The sequence below is a fragment of the uncultured Oceanisphaera sp. genome, from assembly GCF_947495715.1.
Taxonomy (GTDB): domain Bacteria; phylum Pseudomonadota; class Gammaproteobacteria; order Enterobacterales; family Aeromonadaceae; genus Oceanimonas; species Oceanimonas sediminis.
In genome coordinates this window covers 1-17,398 of record NZ_CANLZU010000003.1, presented here as the reverse complement: position 1 = coordinate 17,398, position 17,398 = coordinate 1, and the positions used below count along the sequence as shown (strand labels likewise).

The 17,398-nt window shown below is 54.3% G+C and carries 26 protein-coding genes; all 26 read left to right on the top strand.

Translation table 11 applies throughout. The features are described from left to right. Positions 1-12: 12 nt before the first annotated feature. Positions 13-426: a 50S ribosomal protein L16 gene (gene rplP / locus Q0753_RS02495; protein WP_204796583.1), complete on the top strand. Its 414-nt coding sequence runs from the start codon at positions 13-15 to the stop codon at positions 424-426. Continuing rightward, complete coding sequence (gene rpmC / locus Q0753_RS02490) at positions 426-617, top strand: 50S ribosomal protein L29 (RefSeq protein WP_104487239.1); 192 nt, start codon at positions 426-428, stop codon at positions 615-617. The genes rplP and rpmC overlap by 1 nt, the downstream gene beginning before the upstream one ends. A 1-nt stretch (position 618) precedes the next feature. Beyond that, positions 619-879: a 30S ribosomal protein S17 gene (gene rpsQ, locus Q0753_RS02485; RefSeq protein WP_298716716.1), complete on the top strand. Its 261-nt coding sequence runs from the start codon at positions 619-621 to the stop codon at positions 877-879. Positions 880-1,036: 157 nt separating this feature from the next. Further along, a complete protein-coding gene (rplN, locus tag Q0753_RS02480) occupies positions 1,037-1,405 on the top strand; it encodes a 50S ribosomal protein L14 (RefSeq protein WP_087036464.1) in 369 nt (122 codons plus the stop codon). Between the two features lie 11 nt (positions 1,406-1,416). Next, entirely contained in the window at positions 1,417-1,734 is a 318-nt protein-coding gene (rplX, locus tag Q0753_RS02475; RefSeq protein WP_298716702.1) for a 50S ribosomal protein L24, read from the top strand. Between the two features lie 14 nt (positions 1,735-1,748). Next, a complete protein-coding gene (gene rplE / locus Q0753_RS02470; RefSeq protein WP_104487245.1) occupies positions 1,749-2,288 on the top strand; it encodes a 50S ribosomal protein L5 in 540 nt (179 codons plus the stop codon). A gap of 11 nt (positions 2,289-2,299) precedes the next feature. Continuing rightward, positions 2,300-2,605, top strand: coding sequence for a 30S ribosomal protein S14 (gene rpsN, locus Q0753_RS02465; protein ID WP_298716699.1), 306 nt, complete (start codon positions 2,300-2,302; stop codon positions 2,603-2,605). Positions 2,606-2,627: 22 nt separating this feature from the next. Next, positions 2,628-3,020 carry a 30S ribosomal protein S8 gene (gene rpsH, locus Q0753_RS02460; protein ID WP_104487250.1) on the top strand — a complete coding sequence of 131 codons (393 nt, stop codon included), beginning with the start codon at positions 2,628-2,630 and terminating at the stop codon, positions 3,018-3,020. A gap of 9 nt (positions 3,021-3,029) precedes the next feature. Further along, positions 3,030-3,563, top strand: coding sequence for a 50S ribosomal protein L6 (rplF, locus tag Q0753_RS02455; RefSeq protein ID WP_298716685.1), 534 nt, complete (start codon positions 3,030-3,032; stop codon positions 3,561-3,563). Positions 3,564-3,572: 9 nt separating this feature from the next. Beyond that, positions 3,573-3,926 carry a 50S ribosomal protein L18 gene (rplR, locus tag Q0753_RS02450; protein ID WP_298716682.1) on the top strand — a complete coding sequence of 118 codons (354 nt, stop codon included), beginning with the start codon at positions 3,573-3,575 and terminating at the stop codon, positions 3,924-3,926. Positions 3,927-3,940: 14 nt separating this feature from the next. After that, positions 3,941-4,441 (top strand): 30S ribosomal protein S5, encoded by a 501-nt coding sequence (gene rpsE / locus Q0753_RS02445; RefSeq protein WP_298716680.1) that lies wholly within the window; start codon positions 3,941-3,943, stop codon positions 4,439-4,441. Positions 4,442-4,448: 7 nt separating this feature from the next. Then, on the top strand, positions 4,449-4,631 hold the full coding sequence (gene rpmD / locus Q0753_RS02440; protein WP_104487259.1) for a 50S ribosomal protein L30: 183 nt from the start codon (positions 4,449-4,451) through the stop codon (positions 4,629-4,631). Positions 4,632-4,635: 4 nt separating this feature from the next. Further along, positions 4,636-5,070: a 50S ribosomal protein L15 gene (gene rplO / locus Q0753_RS02435; RefSeq protein ID WP_104487261.1), complete on the top strand. Its 435-nt coding sequence runs from the start codon at positions 4,636-4,638 to the stop codon at positions 5,068-5,070. A gap of 8 nt (positions 5,071-5,078) precedes the next feature. Further along, positions 5,079-6,410 (top strand): preprotein translocase subunit SecY, encoded by a 1,332-nt coding sequence (gene secY / locus Q0753_RS02430; protein WP_298716675.1) that lies wholly within the window; start codon positions 5,079-5,081, stop codon positions 6,408-6,410. Between the two features lie 26 nt (positions 6,411-6,436). Continuing rightward, positions 6,437-6,550 (top strand): 50S ribosomal protein L36, encoded by a 114-nt coding sequence (gene rpmJ / locus Q0753_RS02425; protein ID WP_298716673.1) that lies wholly within the window; start codon positions 6,437-6,439, stop codon positions 6,548-6,550. Between the two features lie 137 nt (positions 6,551-6,687). After that, positions 6,688-7,044, top strand: coding sequence for a 30S ribosomal protein S13 (gene rpsM / locus Q0753_RS02420; RefSeq protein WP_298716669.1), 357 nt, complete (start codon positions 6,688-6,690; stop codon positions 7,042-7,044). Between the two features lie 14 nt (positions 7,045-7,058). Then, a complete protein-coding gene (gene rpsK, locus Q0753_RS02415; protein ID WP_014290661.1) occupies positions 7,059-7,451 on the top strand; it encodes a 30S ribosomal protein S11 in 393 nt (130 codons plus the stop codon). Between the two features lie 30 nt (positions 7,452-7,481). After that, positions 7,482-8,102: a 30S ribosomal protein S4 gene (rpsD, locus tag Q0753_RS02410; protein ID WP_298716653.1), complete on the top strand. Its 621-nt coding sequence runs from the start codon at positions 7,482-7,484 to the stop codon at positions 8,100-8,102. Between the two features lie 25 nt (positions 8,103-8,127). Further along, the gene (rpoA, locus tag Q0753_RS02405; protein WP_298716649.1) at positions 8,128-9,117 is read left to right on the top strand and encodes a DNA-directed RNA polymerase subunit alpha; all 990 of its coding nucleotides are present in this window, start codon (positions 8,128-8,130) and stop codon (positions 9,115-9,117) included. Between the two features lie 44 nt (positions 9,118-9,161). Continuing rightward, entirely contained in the window at positions 9,162-9,554 is a 393-nt protein-coding gene (gene rplQ, locus Q0753_RS02400; protein WP_104487274.1) for a 50S ribosomal protein L17, read from the top strand. A gap of 221 nt (positions 9,555-9,775) precedes the next feature. Further along, on the top strand, positions 9,776-11,917 hold the full coding sequence (locus Q0753_RS02395; protein WP_298716637.1) for a NosR/NirI family protein: 2,142 nt from the start codon (positions 9,776-9,778) through the stop codon (positions 11,915-11,917). Continuing rightward, entirely contained in the window at positions 11,914-13,794 is a 1,881-nt protein-coding gene (gene nosZ, locus Q0753_RS02390; protein WP_298716634.1) for a TAT-dependent nitrous-oxide reductase, read from the top strand. Before Q0753_RS02395 ends, nosZ begins: the two co-directional genes overlap by 4 nt. 8 nt (positions 13,795-13,802) lie before the next feature. Further along, positions 13,803-15,101: a nitrous oxide reductase family maturation protein NosD gene (locus tag Q0753_RS02385; protein WP_298716631.1), complete on the top strand. Its 1,299-nt coding sequence runs from the start codon at positions 13,803-13,805 to the stop codon at positions 15,099-15,101. Further along, entirely contained in the window at positions 15,070-15,996 is a 927-nt protein-coding gene (locus tag Q0753_RS02380; RefSeq protein ID WP_298716628.1) for an ABC transporter ATP-binding protein, read from the top strand. Before Q0753_RS02385 ends, Q0753_RS02380 begins: the two co-directional genes overlap by 32 nt. Continuing rightward, the gene (locus tag Q0753_RS02375; RefSeq protein WP_298716625.1) at positions 15,968-16,804 is read left to right on the top strand and encodes an ABC transporter permease subunit; all 837 of its coding nucleotides are present in this window, start codon (positions 15,968-15,970) and stop codon (positions 16,802-16,804) included. Before Q0753_RS02380 ends, Q0753_RS02375 begins: the two co-directional genes overlap by 29 nt. A 2-nt stretch (positions 16,805-16,806) precedes the next feature. Next, entirely contained in the window at positions 16,807-17,307 is a 501-nt protein-coding gene (locus Q0753_RS02370) for a nitrous oxide reductase accessory protein NosL (RefSeq protein WP_298716622.1), read from the top strand. Positions 17,308-17,398: the final 91 nt, after the last annotated feature.

Here is a 17,398-nt window from a genome sequence, read left to right as displayed (position 1 = left end):
GGAGACTCGGATATGTTGCAACCAAAACGTACGAAATTCCGTAAAGTCCACAAAGGCCGCAATCGCGGTGTGGCGACCTCAGGTAACCTGGTTTCTTTCGGTACCTTTGGTCTGAAGGCGACGACTCGTGGACGTATTACTGCTCGCCAGATCGAAGCAGCACGTCGTGCCATGACCCGTCACGTCAAGCGTCAAGGTAAAATCTGGATCCGTATTTTCCCGGACAAGCCGATTACCGAAAAGCCCCTCGAAGTTCGTATGGGTAAAGGTAAAGGTAACGTGGAATACTGGGTTGCCCAGATTCAGCCGGGCCGTGTCCTGTACGAGATGGACGGTGTACCTGAGGCTCTGGCTCGTGAAGCCTTTGCACTGGCCGCTGCCAAGCTGCCGGTTAGGACCACTTTCATAACTCGGACGGTGATGTGATGAAAGCACAAGATCTGCGTGAAAAAAGTGTTGAAGAACTGAACCAGGAACTGCTGGGCCTGCTGCGTGAGCAATTTAACATGCGCATCCAGGCAAGCACCGGTCAACTGGAACAGACTCACAACATCAAAAATGTACGTCGCGACATCGCGCGTGTTAAGACTGTTTTGAATCAAAAGGCAGGTGCGTAAGATGAGCGAAACTAACGTTCGTACTCTGCAGGGCAGTGTAGTAAGCGACAAGATGGACAAGTCCATCACCGTAGCTATCAGCCGTTTCGTGAAGCACCCGATCTACGGGAAGTACATGAAGCGCACTACCAAGCTGCACGTGCACGACGAAAATAATGAATGCAAAACCGGTGACGTCGTGACTATTCGCGAATGTCGTCCGCTGTCCAAGACCAAGTCCTGGACTCTGGTAAAAATCATCGAGCGTCCGGTTCAAGCCTAACGTTCTCTGATATACTTACCTGGTCAAACGGCCCTGCACGGGGCCGTTTGTTTTTTTATTGTACTCTTTCGCTTTGGCAGTGCTATAATGCCGCGCCTTCAAAGGCAGCCAATATCCCGAAAGGGTTTTAAAGTAGTCACTTTAGCGGAGCACTAACATGATCCAAATGCAAAGTATGCTGGACGTGGCCGACAATTCCGGTGCGCGTAGCGTAATGTGTATTAAGGTCCTGGGTGGTTCGCACCGCCGCTACGCCGGCATCGGCGACATCATCAAGGTTACTGTCAAGGAAGCAATTCCGCGCGGTAAGGTTAAGAAAGGTGATGTAATGAACGCGGTGGTCGTTCGCACTCGGAAAGGCGTTCGTCGTCCGGACGGCTCTGTCATCCGTTTCGACCGCAATGCGGCCGTGATTTTGAATAGCAATCAACAGCCGATCGGAACTCGTATTTTTGGTCCTGTGACGCGTGAACTTCGTAATGAGAAGTTCATGAAGATTGTTTCACTGGCACCTGAAGTACTGTAAGGAGTCAAACGATGGCAGCTAAAATCCGTCGCGATGACGAAGTCATCATTCTTACCGGCAAAGACAAGGGCAAGCGTGGCACCGTCACCAAAGTTCTGGTCAATGAAGGTAAAGTAATCGTTGCAGGTCTCAACCTGAACAAGAAACACCAGAAGCCGGTACCCCAACTGGGTCAGGCTGGCGGTATTATTGAACAGGAAGCGCCTCTCGATGTATCTAACGTAGCGCTGTTCAACTCTGCCTCTGGCAAGGCTGATCGCGTTGGTTTCCGGTTTGAAGACGGCAAAAAAGTTCGTTTCTTCAAGTCCACCGGCGAACTTGTGAAGTAATTGGAGTTTATACGATGGCGAAACTGCATGGTTACTACAATGAAACTGTAGTAAAGGAACTGTCTAGTCAGTTCGGGTATAAGTCTATCATGCAAGTCCCTCGGATTGAGAAAATCACCCTGAACATGGGTGTGGGTGAAGCTCTGGCTGATAAAAAGATCCTGGATAATGCCGCTGCCGACATGGCTGCCATTTCCGGTCAAAAGCCATTGATCACCAAAGCTCGTAAATCCGTTGCTGGCTTCAAAATCCGTGAAGGCTACCCCATTGGTTGTAAAGTAACTCTGCGCGGCGAGCGTATGTGGGAGTTTCTGGAGCGTTTGATTTGTATCTCTATTCCCCGGATTCGTGACTTCCGTGGCCTGAACGCCAAGTCGTTCGATGGTCGTGGTAACTACTCCATGGGCGTGCGTGAGCAAATCATTTTTCCTGAAATCGATTATGACAAGGTAGATCGTGTGCGTGGTATGGATATTACCATTACCACCACTGCCCAGTCTGACGAAGAAGGTCGTGCTCTGCTGGCTGCCTTTAACTTCCCATTCCGTAAGTAAGGTGTAGGGTTATGGCAAAACAATCAATGAAAGCTCGCGAAGTCAAGCGCGCAAAGCTGGCTGATAAATTCTCGGCCAAGCGTCAAGCACTGAAAGACATCATCTCTAACGTGAACACTTCCGACGAAGCACGTTGGGATGCAGTGCTGAAACTGCAGCAATTGCCCCGTGACGCAAGTCCCTCTCGTCAGCGTAACCGCTGCAACATCACCGGTCGTCCGCACGGTTTCCTGCGGAAGTTCGGTTTGAGCCGCATCAAGGTGCGCGAACTGATGATGAAGGGTGAAATTCCAGGCCTGAAGAAGGCTTCTTGGTAAGCGAACACGGGAGTAATACACAATGAGCATGCAAGATCCGATCGCGGATATGCTGACCCGCATCCGCAACGGTCAGGCAGCCAACAAAGTTGCTGTCACCATGCCTTCTTCCAAAGTAAAAGTGGCTATCGCCCAGGTACTGAAAGAAGAAGGTTATATTGCTGACTTTAACGTCGTTGGTGAGACCAAGGCCGAACTGGAAGTGACTTTAAAGTACTTCGAAGGCGAAGCTGTGGTCGAACTGATCCAACGCGTCAGCCGCCCAGGTCTGCGCATCTATAAGAAGCGCGACGAACTGCCGAAAGTAATGGCAGGTATGGGTGTAGCTATCGTTTCCACGTCCCAAGGTGTGATGACCGACCGTGCCGCGCGTAAAGCGGGTATGGGCGGTGAGATCATCTGCTACGTTGCATAAGGAGTAGATATGTCTCGCATTGCTAAGGCACCTATCGAAATTCCTGCCGGCGTAGAAGTGACGTTGAACGGTCAGGAAATCACCGTCAAGGGTGGCAAGGGTACCTTAAACCGTACTATCAATGCTGCCGTTGAAATCAGCCAGAATGATAACGTGCTGACGTTTGCCCCGCGTGAAAACGCAGCAAACGCAACTGCCCAGGCCGGCACCGCCCGTTCCCTGGTCAACAACATGGTTATCGGTGTTACCGAAGGCTTCGAACGCAAGCTGCAGCTGGTTGGTGTTGGCTATCGTGCCCAGATTAAAGGCAATGCAATTGCACTGTCTCTGGGTTTCTCTCACCCGGTTGAGCATGCGCTTCCTGAAGGCGTGTCAGCTGAATGTCCGACCCAGACTGAGATTGTTCTCAAGTCCGCGGACAAACAGCAGATCGGTCAGGTCGCTGCCAATATTCGTGCGTACCGTAAGCCCGAGCCTTACAAAGGCAAAGGTGTTCGCTATTTCGGCGAACAGGTGCGCAGTAAAGAGGCTAAGAAGAAGTAAGGTAACACTATGGACAAAAAAGCAGCTCGTATCCGCCGTGCTACCAAAGCACGTAAAAAGATGCTGGAACTGGGTGCGACTCGCCTGGTGGTTCACCGTACTCCGCGCCACATCTATGCACAGGTTATTGCACCTAACAGCACAGTTGTTCTGGCTTCCGCGTCTACCGTGGAAAAGTCAGTACGTGAGCAGGTGAAGTATACCGGTAACGTAGATGCCGCCACGGTAGTAGGTAAAGCCATCGCTGAGCGCGCTATTGAAAAAGGCGTAACAGTTGTCGCTTTTGACCGTTCCGGTTTCCAATATCACGGTCGCGTAGCCGCACTGGCTGCAGCTGCACGTGAAGCTGGTCTTCAGTTCTAAGGGTGGAGTCGAAAATGGCAAAAATCGAAGCTCAAGCCGGTGAACTGCAAGAAAAGCTCATTGCAGTCAACCGTGTTTCAAAAGTTGTAAAAGGTGGTCGTATCTTCTCCTTCACCGCTCTGACGGTAGTAGGCGACGGTAACGGTCGTATTGGTTTCGGTTACGGTAAAGCCCGTGAAGTTCCTGCCGCCATTCAAAAGGCGATGGAACAGGCTCGTCGTAACATGCGTACAGTTGGTCTGAACAACGGCACCTTGTTCCATCCGGTAAAAGGTCGTCACTCTGGTTCAAACGTATTCATGAAGCCTGCTTCTGACGGTACCGGTATCATTGCCGGTGGTGCAATGCGCGCCGTACTGGAAGTTGCCGGTGTACATAACGTACTGGCCAAAACTTACGGTTCCACTAACCCGAACAACGTAGTTCGCGCTACCATCGACGCTCTGGCTCAAATGAAGTCGCCCGAGCAAGTCGCTGCCAAGCGTGGTCTGCGCGTTGACGAAATACTGGGGTAATGCGCCAATGGCTAACAAGACTGTAAAAGTAACACAGACTCGCAGCTCCATCGGCCGTTTGCCTAAGCATAAGGCAACGCTGCGTGGCCTGGGTCTGCGTCGCATTGGTCACACCGTCGAGCTGGAAGATACAGCTTGTGTACGCGGTATGATCAACCAGGTTTACTACATGGTTAAGGTTGGGGAGTAATCGCATGCGTTTGAATACTCTGTCTCCGGCCGCCGGCTCCAAGCCCAGCGCCAAGCGCGTTGGTCGTGGTATCGGTTCCGGCCTGGGTAAAACCGGTGGCCGCGGCCACAAAGGTCAGAAATCCCGCTCCGGCGGAAAGGTTCGCAACGGTTTTGAAGGCGGTCAGATGCCTCTGAAACAGCGTCTGCCGAAGTTTGGTTTCACTTCCCGCAAGGGTCGTGTTACTACCGAAATTCGTCTGAGCGAACTGGCTAAAGTTGAAGGCAATGTGGTGGATCTGAACACCCTGAAGCAGGCTGGCTTGGTTACCAAGAATATCCAGTTTGCCAAAGTGGTTCTGTCTGGCACTATTGACCGTCAAGTAACTGTGGTTGGTCTGGGCGTCACCAAAGGTGCACGTGCAGCCATCGAAGCAGCCGGCGGTAAAATCGAGGAATAATAAGTACTATGGCCAAGAAACCAGGATTAGATGCTAAAAGCGCACAGGGTGGGCTGGGTGAACTGAAGAGTCGTTTACTTTTCGTTCTTATCGCGATCGTTGTATTTCGCGCCGGCTCCTATGTGCCTATTCCTGGAATTGACGCCGCCGTACTTGCCGACTTGTTCCAGCAACAGCAGGGCACCATCATTGAAATGTTCAACATGTTCAGTGGTGGTGCTCTGGAACGAGCGTCCATACTGGCGCTGGGGATAATGCCGTATATTTCTGCGTCCATTATCATCCAGTTGCTGACTGTGGTTCACCCCACCTTGGCTGAGCTCAAGAAGGAAGGTGAATCTGGCCGTCGAAAGATCAGTCAGTACACCCGGTATGGCACCCTGGTTCTCGGCACCATCCAGGCCATCGGTATCGCCACTGGTTTACCGAATATGATGCCAGGACTCGTGGTTAACGTGGGTCTTGGTTTCTATTTCACGGCAGTGGTGAGTCTGGTCACCGGTACCATGTTTTTGATGTGGTTGGGTGAGCAGGTAACCGAACGAGGCATTGGCAATGGTATCTCGTTGATTATCTTCACGGGTATTGTTGCTGGTCTGCCATCGGCCATTGGTGCCACGGCAGAGCAGGCGCGTCAGGGGGAATTGCACATATTGTTGCTGTTGCTGCTGGCCGTGATTGTGTTTGCGGTAACCTATTTCGTGGTATTTGTTGAGCGTGGCCAGCGCCGCATTGTGGTGAACTACGCCAAGCGTCAACAAGGCCGTCAGGTATTCGCAGCACAGAGTACACACCTGCCCTTGAAAGTGAACATGGCGGGGGTTATTCCGGCAATTTTCGCATCCAGCATTATCCTGTTCCCGGGTACCGTAGCCTCTTGGTTCGGCCAGGGGGAGGGGTGGTTTGCCAATATCCTGCAAGAGGTCTCACTGACTCTGCAGCCTGGTCAACCACTGTACGTGATGCTGTATGCCGCTGCCATTATCTTCTTTTGTTTCTTCTATACCGCGTTGGTGTTCAACCCGCGCGAGACGGCAGATAACCTGAAGAAGAGTGGTGCTTTTGTTCCGGGCATACGTCCGGGCGAGCAGACAGCGCGCTATATCGATAAAGTGATGACTCGCCTGACTCTGGTCGGTGCCCTGTATATTACCTTTATCTGTTTAGTGCCACAGTTTTTGATGACAGCCTGGAACGTCCAGTTCTACTTTGGTGGTACCTCGCTGTTGATTATTGTGGTCGTCATCATGGACTTCATGGCTCAGGTGCAAACCCACATGATGTCCCATCAGTATGGCGATGTCCTGAAAAAAGCGAACCTGAAAGGCTACAACCGCTAAGGTTCGGTTATTTACGGAGTTAAGCAATGAAAGTTCGTGCTTCCGTTAAGGCAATCTGCCGTAACTGCAAGATCGTTAAGCGCCACGGCGTGGTACGTGTACTTTGCTCTGAGCCTAAGCATAAACAGCGCCAAGGCTAAAAAAGTTACGGTTTGACTTGTAAATTAAAGGCGAGCTGGCTAAAGTAGCCAGCCACCTTTGTTGGGTGTCTGTGTCATTACGTATCCTAGACGGGCTTTGTAATGGCTTTATATATTTTAATTTGTAGGAGTGCATAGTGGCCCGTATCGCTGGCATTAACATTCCTGACCATAAACATGCAGTTATCGCGTTAACTGAGATTTATGGCGTCGGCCGTACCCGCTCCAAAGCCATTTGTGCTGCAGCCGGTATCGCTGAGGATGTGAAAATAAAAGAATTGGATGAAGCTCAGGTAGAATCCCTGCGTGAGCAAGTGGCAAAATTCACCGTAGAAGGTGACCTGCGCCGCGAGATCTCCATGAACATCAAGCGTCTGATGGACCTGGGTTGTTACCGAGGTCTGCGTCATCGTCGCAGCCTACCCCTTCGTGGTCAGCGCACCAAGACCAATGCGCGTACGCGCAAGGGTCCTCGTAAACCGATCAAGAGATAACGGGAAGGTAGATCATGGCTAAAACTCCGGCTCGTAGTGCGCGTAAGCGCGTTAAAAAGCAGGTGAGCGACGGCATTGCCCACGTTCATGCATCTTTCAACAACACCATAGTAACTATTACTGACCGTCAGGGTAATGCTCTTTCCTGGGCAACTGCTGGTGGTTCAGGTTTCCGTGGTTCTCGTAAATCCACCCCGTTTGCTGCTCAGGTAGCTGCAGAACGTGCCGGTGAGATTGCCAAAGAATACGGCGTTAAGAACCTGGAAGTAATGGTGAAAGGTCCGGGTCCGGGCCGTGAGTCATCCATTCGGGCGTTGAATGCTGCGGGTTTCCGCATCACCAACATCACCGATGTGACTCCCATCCCGCACAACGGTTGTCGTCCTCCGAAGAAGCGTCGCGTATAACACTTCTTGTAGGATAGTTGGAGAAAGAACATGGCAAGATATCTGGGTCCCAAGCTCAAACTGAGCCGTCGCGAGGGCACTGACCTCTTCCTGAAGTCAGGCGTTCGCGCGATAGATTCAAAATGTAAAATTGATACTGCACCTGGTCAGCACGGCGCTCGTAAAGCCCGCCTGTCCGACTACGGTGTACAGCTGCGTGAAAAGCAGAAAGTTCGTCGTATCTATGGCGTACTGGAAAAGCAATTCCGCAACTACTATAAAGAAGCTGCTCGCCTGAAAGGCAATACCGGTGCGAACCTGTTGCAGCTGCTGGAAGGTCGTTTGGACAACGTTATTTACCGCATGGGTTTTGGTGCCACTCGCGCCGAGTCTCGTCAGCTGGTTAGCCACAAGGCTATCCTGGTAAACGGTAAAGTTGTCAACATTCCTTCCTTCCAAGTTTCTCCCGAGGATGTTATCAGCATTCGCGAGAAGGCCAAGAAGCAAGCCCGGATCAAAGCCGCTCTTGAGGTTTCCGGTCAACGTGAAAAGCCGACTTGGGTAGAAGTTGACGCTACCAACATGCAAGGCGTTTACAAGCGTCTGCCTGAGCGTAGCGACCTGTCTGCCGAAATTAACGAACAGCTGATCGTCGAGCTTTACTCCAAGTAAAGCTGGCTTCTATAGAGAGGACACAATGCAGGGTTCTGTAACAGATTTTCTTAAGCCGCGTCTGGTTGATATCGAACAGATCAGCCCGACTCATGCCAAAGTGACTCTCGAGCCGCTGGAGCGTGGCTTTGGTCATACATTGGGTAATACGCTACGTCGTATTCTGCTTTCTTCCATGCCCGGTTGTGCAATCACCGAAGTCGAATTAGACGGCGTATTGCATGAATACAGCAGCAAGGAAGGTGTTCAGGAGGATATCCTGGAAATCTTGCTTAATCTGAAAGAGATTGCTGTCAAGCTGGAAGGCAAGGACGAAGTCACCCTGTCGCTGACCAAAACTGGTGCAGGTCCCGTAACGGCAGGCGACATCACCCATGGTGATGACGTTGAGATCGTTAACCCAGAGCACATCATCTGTCATCTGACAGGGAATGATGCCGAAATCAGCATGCGTCTGAAAGTGCAGCGCGGTCGTGGCTATGTTCCTGCCTCTACCCGTGCACATACCGAAGACGACGAGCGTCCTATTGGTCGTTTGTTGCTGGATGCGGCTTACAGCCCCGTGGTTCGTATCGCCTACAATGTTGAGGCGGCCCGTGTTGAACAGCGTACCGATTTGGATAAGCTGGTTATCGACATGGAAACCAACGGCACTCTGGATCCCGAAGAAGCTATCCGCCGTGCAGCCACTATCATGGCTGAACAGCTGGAAGCCTTCGTCGATCTGCGTGACGTGAGCGAACCGGAAGAGAAAGAAGACAAGCCTGAGTTCGATCCTATCCTGCTGCGTCCTGTCGACGATCTGGAACTGACAGTTCGTTCTGCGAACTGTCTGAAGGCTGAAGCGATCCACTACATTGGTGATCTGGTACAGCGTACCGAGGTGGAGTTGTTGAAGACTCCCAACCTGGGTAAAAAATCTCTTACCGAGATTAAAGACGTGTTGGCGTCTCGTGGTTTGTCTCTGGGCATGCGCCTTGAGAACTGGCCGCCTGCCAGCATCGCTGATGAATAAACCGGGTCACGGGTTTTACAGATTTAGTTAGGAAGGATTAGGTCATGCGCCATCGTAAGAGTGGTCGTCAACTTAACCGGAACAGCAGCCACCGTCAGGCAATGTTCCGCAACATGGCTAGCTCCTTGGTTCGTCATGCAGTTATCAAGACGACTCTGCCCAAGGCAAAAGAGCTGCGTCGAGTGGTTGAGCCTCTGATCACATTGGCTAAAAGCGACACCGTCGCCAACCGTCGTTTGGCATTTGCCCGTACTCGCGACAGCGAAGTAGTTGGCATCTTGTTCAACGAACTGGGACCTCGCTACCAGGAGCGTCCGGGTGGTTACACCCGCATCCTGAAGTGTGGTTTCCGTGCTGGCGATAACGCACCTATGGCTTATATTGAGCTGGTAGGTCGTGATATCGAAGCAACAGAAGCAGCCGCTTCTGAAGAATAAAATCAAAAGCCGGGTTCGCCCGGCTTTTTCTTTTAGTAATCCTCATCTGCCTCCTTCTTCTTTGCTATACCTTCTTCATCTGATCCTTTTTCTTTTAATAATCCTCATCTGACACCTTTTTCTTTGCTATACCTTCCTCATTACTGATCTGGATCAAGCCGGAACAGCTCTTTTTGTATCACCATAATTTGTAAATAAAATGCAACTTTAAGGTTGGCCATATGTCTGTGTTGCGGATCCTTGTCTGCCTGTTATGGTTTGGTGCCGGCATCATCCAGGCCGCCGAACGCCCGATAGCCGAGCAACGGCTGTCGGACTGGTATCCAGGTGCAACCATCGACGCCATTGAGCAGCCCTTTGCCGGCTGGAGAATCGAGGATGCCGGAGAGGCGCCCCGCTATGCCTTTCTCAGCCGCCAGTTTGCCAATATTCCCGCCTATTCAGGCAAGCCGGTAGAGATGCTGTTGGCCATGGACGAACAGGGCCGGCTGGATCACAGCCTGGTGATGGAACACCATGAGCCGATATTGCTGGTCGGTATTCCCGAAAAAAAACTCACTGCCTTTGTGCATCAGTATCAAGGCATCACCGCCTCAGAGCGTGTCCAAGTGGGCCTGTCACGTCGGGATGATATTCATTCGGTGGACGGGATCACCGGTGCCACCGTGACCGTGATGGTGATTAACCAGACCGTGATGCGCGCCCTGCGTGAGGCCCATCGGGCGCTGGCTGGAGGAGAAACCGTTATCGCCGGCGAGCAGCCGCCTGAGGCTGCCACTCTGGTACAGGCGTGGCAGCCTCGAAGCTGGACTGCGCTCGATGAACGGCAGTTGGTGCGCACGCTGAAACTGACGGAAGGCGAGGTAGAGCAAGCCTTTGCCGGCACCAAGGCCGCCTCGCGCAAGCCGATCGACGCTCCCGCCGAAACCTTTATGACCTTGCATTTTGCATCGCTGCGGGTGGCCGAAGCGGGTATCAATCTGTTGGGCCAGCAGCAATACGATCGGCTGATGGATAGTCTGGCTCCCGATGACCAGCCGATACTGGTGGTGGCCAACAGCGACTATAGTTTTCGCGGCAACGGCTTTGTGCGTGGCGGTATTTTTGACCGGGTTCGGTTGTGGCAGGGGCCCGAAGAAATCGCCTTTCGTGATATGGATTATCAGCGCCTGGCCCGGTCCGACCTGAAGGCCGACGGGGCTCCTCGCTTTGGTGAGCTGGCCATCTTTATTGCCCGTGACGGCGCCCTGGATCTGACTCAACCGTGGCAATTCGAGCTGATGGTACGCCGCCAGGTGGGCGCGCTCGACAGCGAGTTCGCCAGTTTCTATGCCGACTACGAGCTGCCTGAGACCTATCTTGATCTGCCCGCACCAATTGTGCCGGCATCCACCATGCTACCGGAAGATGAGTCCCCCCTGTGGGTCAGCTTGTGGAAAATGAAGCAGGTGCAGATCACCGTGCTGCTGACCGGCCTGGTGGTGCTGATGGTGATTCTGTTTATGCAGGATTGGTTGGTACGGCATCCGACCCTGTTGCACCGGGTGCGTGTCGGCTATCTGTGCTTCACTCTATTCTTTATTGGCTGGTATAGCCTGGCCCAGCTGTCGGTAGTTAACGTCTTTACCTTTTTGCACGCCCTGTTCAGTGACTTTCAGTGGTCATCGTTTTTGCTCGATCCCATGATGTTTATTTTGTGGAGTTTTGTGGCATTAACCCTGCTGCTGTGGGGCAGGGGTATCTTTTGTGGTTGGCTCTGCCCCTTTGGCGCCCTGCAGGAGCTGGTTAACGAGATGGCACGCAAGCTGAATATCAGGCAGTTTACCGTGCCCTTTGCCATACATGAACGTTTGTGGGCTCTCAAATATCTGATCCTGCTGGGGCTGTTCGGCCTCTCGCTGCAGTCGCTGGCCCTGGCCGAGCAGGCGGCGGAAGTGGAACCGTTCAAGACCGCAATGACCCTGCGTTTCATGCGCGAGTGGGGCTATGTCGCCTACGCCCTGAGCTGGGTGGTAATCTCGATATTTTTGCGCAAGGCCTATTGCCGCTATGTGTGCCCACTCGGGGCGGCGCTGGCAATACCTGCCCGGCTTCGACTGTTTGACTGGCTCAAACGACGCCATGAATGTGGCAACCCCTGCCAGCTCTGTGCCAAGGAATGCGAGGTGCAGGCCATTCACCCTGACGGTCGCATCAACGCCAACGAGTGCCATTACTGTCTGGACTGCCAAGTCACCTACTTTAACGAACGTAAGTGCCCACCTTTGGTGATGAAGGCGAAAAACCGCCGTCGTCGCGAGCTGGAGCGGGAAGCGGCCCGTATCAAGATAACCAATGTGGAAACCACAAGGAGTGTCGAATGAGTAAGCATGATAAATATCAAGAGCCGAGTGAGCACGTCAAGCTGAGCCGACGCCTGTTTCTGGGGGGATCTTCCGCCCTGCTTGCCACGGCAGCCGCTGGTGGCGGACTGAGCCTGGCGTCGTCACCGGCATTGGCGGCCGAGGGAGTCAATGTGGCGCCTGGTGAGCTGGATGAATATTACGGTTTCTGGAGTGGCGGTCATCAGGGAGAGGTGCGGGTACTGGGTGTGCCTTCGATGCGCGAGTTGATGCGTATTCCGGTGTTCAACGTGGACTCGGCCACCGGGTGGGGCATAACCAATGAAAGCAAGCGGGTACTGGGTGATAGTCACAAGTATCTGAACGGTGATTGCCACCACCCCCATATCTCCATGACCGACGGACACTACGATGGCAAGTATCTGTTTATCAACGATAAAGCCAACACTCGGGTGGCACGCATTCGTCTCGATATCATGAAATGCGACAAAATGGTCACCATTCCCAACGTACAGGCCATTCATGGCCTGCGGCTGCAAAAGGTGCCCCATACCAAGTACGTATTCTGCAACGCCGAGTTCATCATTCCTCACCCCAACGATGGCAGTAACCTGAAGAATCTGGACGCGGCCGAGCAGTACACCATGTTTAACGCGGTGGACGCGGAAACCATGGAAGTGGCGTTCCAGGTGATGGTGGACGGCAACCTGGACAACACCGATGCCTGCTACACCGGTAAGTACGCGGCTTCTACCTGCTATAACTCGGAAGGTGCCACCACGCTGGGCGGTATGATGCGTGAAGAGCGCGACTGGGTGACGGTGTTCAATATTCCTCGCATCGAGGCGGCAATCAAGGCCGGCGACTTCACTACCCTTGGAGACGCCAAAGTACCGGTGCTGGATGGTCGTAAAGGCTCCAAACTAACCCGCTACGTGCCGGTGCCGAAGAACCCCCATGGGCTCAACACCTCGCCCGACGGCAAGTACTTTGTGGCCAACGGCAAGCTGTCGCCCACGGTGTCGATGATCGAAATCGACAAGCTGGACGATCTGTTCAACGACAAATTCGACGATCCCCGTGCGGTGATCGCCGCCGAACCCGAGCTTGGTTTGGGGCCGTTGCATACCACCTTTGACGGTCGCGGCAACGCCTATACCACTTTGTTTATCGACAGCCAGGTGGTGAAGTGGAACATGGCGGATGCGGTCAAGGCCTATCACGGCGAAGACGTGAACTACATTCGCCAGAAGCTGGATGTGCAGTACCAGCCGGGCCACAACCATGCGTCCCATACCGAAGCCCGGGATGCGGACGGTAAATGGCTGGTGGTGCTGTGCAAGTTCTCCAAGGACCGTTTTCTGCCGGTGGGTCCGCTGCATGCGGAGAACGATCAGCTGGTGGATATTTCAGGCGAAGAGATGAAGCTGGTGCATGATGGCCCCACCTATGCCGAGCCCCACGACTGTATTCTGCTGCGTCGCGACGTGCTCAATCCCAAGAAGATCTGGGATCGCAACGACCCCTTCTTTGCCGAAACCGTGGCCATGGCCGAAAAGGACGGTGTGGCCCTGGAGCGAGACAACAAGGTAATTCGCGACGGTAACAAGGTGCGGGTTTACATGACCTCGGTGGCGCCCACCTACGGCCTGACCGAGTTCACCGTGAAGCAGGGAGATGAAGTCACGGTCACCGTGACCAATCTGGACATGATTGAGGACGTGAGTCACGGCTTCTGCATGGTCAACCACGGTGTCAGCATGGAGATTAGCCCCCAGCAGACGGCATCGGTGACCTTTGTTGCCGACAAGCCCGGGGTACACTGGTATTACTGCAACTGGTTCTGTCATGCCCTGCACATGGAAATGGTCGGGCGCATGCTGGTCGAACCGGCATAAGGTGCGCCATGAACAAAGGATGGCTGCTCTCGTTGCTTTTATTGACCTGGTCGGCGGTGGCGGAGGTACGGCTGACACCGGCCTCCGTGGCCGGGCTGGCGAGTGTTGCGGCCGGCGAAACCGTGATTCTTGAGCCGGGTGTTTACCCGGCTTTACAGGTGACTCAAACACTGACACTGAAGGGAGAAGCCGGTGCCGTGATCGATGCCGGCGGCGAGGGGCACGGCCTGTATCTGGCTGCCCCCGATGTTCATGTGTCTGATCTGGCTATTCGTAACTGGGGGGCGGATCTGGGAGCGCTGGATGCAGGCATTTTCATTAGCGGCCGGGCCAGCGGTGCCGAAGTGGCTCGGGTGCAACTGCAGGGCCCGGGGTTTGGCATCTGGGCCGAAAGTGCCCAGCGGCTGAATATTCATCACAACGATATTGAGGGGGACACTTCGCTTCGCTCCCAGGACAGGGGCAACGGCATTCACCTCTTCGACGTGGGCGACAGCCTGGTGGTCGGTAACCGAATTCGCCGGGTGCGCGATGGCATTTATATCAATTACAGTCACCACAACCGTCTGATCGGTAATCGCATGAGCGAGCTGCGCTACGGCATTCACTACATGTACTCCAACAACAACGACGTCACCGGCAACCACACCCGGCATACCCGCACCGGCTATGCGCTGATGCAGTCCCGGCAATTAACGGTGGTGAATAATACCTCGGAGCAGGATGAGAACTACGGCATCCTGATGAATTACATCACCTATTCTCGCATTGCGGGTAACCGGGTGAGCGAAATCAGGGCCAACAGTCGGCTGATCAACCCCAGGGGCGCCGAGGGCAAGGCGATGTTTGCCTACCAGGCGGTGGGGAATGAAATCAATGACAATTGGTTGGCTCACAGCGATCTGGGCCTGCACATGACCGCGGGCTCGGAGCAGAATCACATTTATGGCAATGCCCTGGTGGGCAATCGCACTCAGGTGCGCTACGTATCGAACCGCCCACAGGAGTGGTCCAGGGATGGCCGGGGCAACTACTGGAGCGATTATCTGGGCTGGGATCTGGATCAGAACGGGGTGGGGGATATTCCCCACGAGCCCAACGACGGTATGGATCGGGTCTTGTGGCAGTACCCGGCGGCGCGTTGGCTGCTGAACGCCCCTGTCGTCAGCTTGTTGCGCTGGATACAACAGCAGTTTCCGGTGTTTCGGGGGCCGGGAGTGACCGACTCCTACCCGCTGATGGCATTGCCGAACACCATGGCCGAGGAGAGGCGCGATGAGCATTATTCGCTTGCGGCAGGTCGTTAAGCATTTTGCCGAACGGGAAGTACTGAATAACATCTCGCTGGAGGTAAAGCCCGGTGAGGTCCTGGGGTTGCTGGGTCATAATGGCGCCGGCAAGACCACCACCATCAAGCTGATTCTCGGCCTGCTCAGGCCCGATGGCGGCGAGGTCAGGGTAATGGAGCAGGATCCGGCGGGCCGTGATTTTCGCGAGCTGCGCCGGCACCTGGGCTTTTTGCAGGAAAACGTCAGTTTTTACGATCAGCTCAGCGGTGCCGAGGTGATCACCTACCTGGCAAAGCTTAAGGGCGTGTTTCCGGCTCAGGGCATGGCATTGCTGGAGCGGCTAGGGCTGGCCGAGGCCTCAGGGCGCCGGGTGAAGACCTATTCCAAGGGCATGCGTCAGCGACTGGGCCTGGCCCAGGCGCTGCTGGGGCAACCTAAAGTATTGTTGCTGGATGAACCCACGGTGGGACTGGATCCGGTGGCTACCCATCATTTTTATCAGCAAATCGACGAGCTGCGCCGCCAGGGCTGCGCCATTGTGCTGTGCTCCCATGTGCTGGCCGGGGTGGAACCCTATCTGGATCGGGTCGCGGTGATGGGGCAGGGAAAATTACTGGCGGTCGGCCACCTGGACGCCCTGCGCGTCGAGTCTCGTCTGCCGGTGACCCTGACGCTGCAGGGCAGGGAGCTGCAGCGGTCTTTGCCGGAGCGGTTTTGGCCATTGGTGACCGAGGCGAGTGAGCAGCAGCTGGTGCTGCAGGCGGACGTCGCCGGACAACGAGTGCTGGCAGAAGTGATCTGCAGCCTGCCTGATATCGAGCAGTTTCAGTGGCAACAGCCCAATCTGCCCGAATTGTATCAACATATTTGCTATGGAGCCGCCGATGCGAACACTGCTGATTATTGCCCGTAAGGAATGGCTGGATGGCATTCGCAACCGTTGGGTGCTGGCCATTACCATAGTGCTGTGGGCCATGGCGGTGGGGCTGGCCTATTTTGGTGGTGTCACCTCCGGCCTGGTGGGCTTCACCTCTATTGAGTCCACCTTGGCGAGTCTTGCCAGTCTGGCGGTAGTCATACTGCCATTGATTGCCTTGATGCTGGGCCACGACGCCCTTATCGGCGAGGTCGAGCGGGGCACCCTGTTGCTGTTGATGACCTATCCGCTCAGTTCCGGTCAACTGCTGATCGGCAAGTTTGCCGGTCAGGCGCTGATGCTGGCGGTTGCCACCGGCCTGGGGTTTGGCAGCGCGGCCCTGACTCTGTTGTTGTTTACCCCGGATCTCGATGTACCCCTGGTGGCGCATTTGTTCGGTGCCCTTATTCTTTCGGCCATTTTACTGGGCTGGATTTTCCTGGCCATGGCCTATGTCCTCAGCGCCTGGGTCAGTGAAAAGGGCAAGGCCGCAGGTGCTTCGCTGCTGCTCTGGTTCTTTTTTGTGGTGGTGTTCGATCTGTTGATGTTGGGCTTGCTGGTGGGATTGCCGGAGCAGCTCGACTTCGCCTCGCTGCCATATCTGATGTTGCTGAACCCGGCGGATGTCTTCCGTATTTTCAATCTGGAACTGTTGTCGGATAGCGGCATTAAAACCGGAGTGATGGTGGCGAGCGGCGAGCTGGCTCTGAGTTCGACCGGGCTGCTGGCCTGTCTACTGGTATGGCTGACAGTACTGGTGGGGCTGGCCCGCTTGCTGTTTGAACGTTCACTTACAAGGATATAAGTATGCGTATGTACGGGCTTTTGTTGCTGGGTTTGCTGCTGGCTGGTTGTGGAGAGAGTGATGTGCAAACCCAGATCCGGCGGGCGGTGGCTATTGAGCAGGGGAACGAGTGCCATCTGTGCGGCATGGTGATCAGCCGCTTTTCCGGCCCCAAGGGAGAAGCTTATGAGCAGGGCGTCGAGGAGGTTCGCAAGTTTTGCTCCACCCGGGATTTGTTGAACTGGGCGTTGGAGCCCGAGAACCGTCACGCCCGTCAGGAAATGTGGGTGCATGACATGAGCGAGGTCCCCTGGGACAAACCCGATGATGAACACTTTATCAATGCCGAAGCCGCCTGGTATGTCGTGGGCTCGAGCCAGACCGGTGCCATGGGGCCAACGGCCGCCACTTTTAGCGACCAGGCGGTGGCCGATGCTTTTGCCAGTGAGTATGGCGGCGAGGTACTGACCTTTGATCAGCTGACTCTGGGCAAACTCAATCAAAATAACCACGGTACGCACTAATATTGTGGGTAAAGCTGTGGTTAAGCTGTGTTTTTGCTGGGTGTTTAGGCTGTTGGCCACCAAAGGCCTGTTTTTGTCAAAAAAGCCCTTG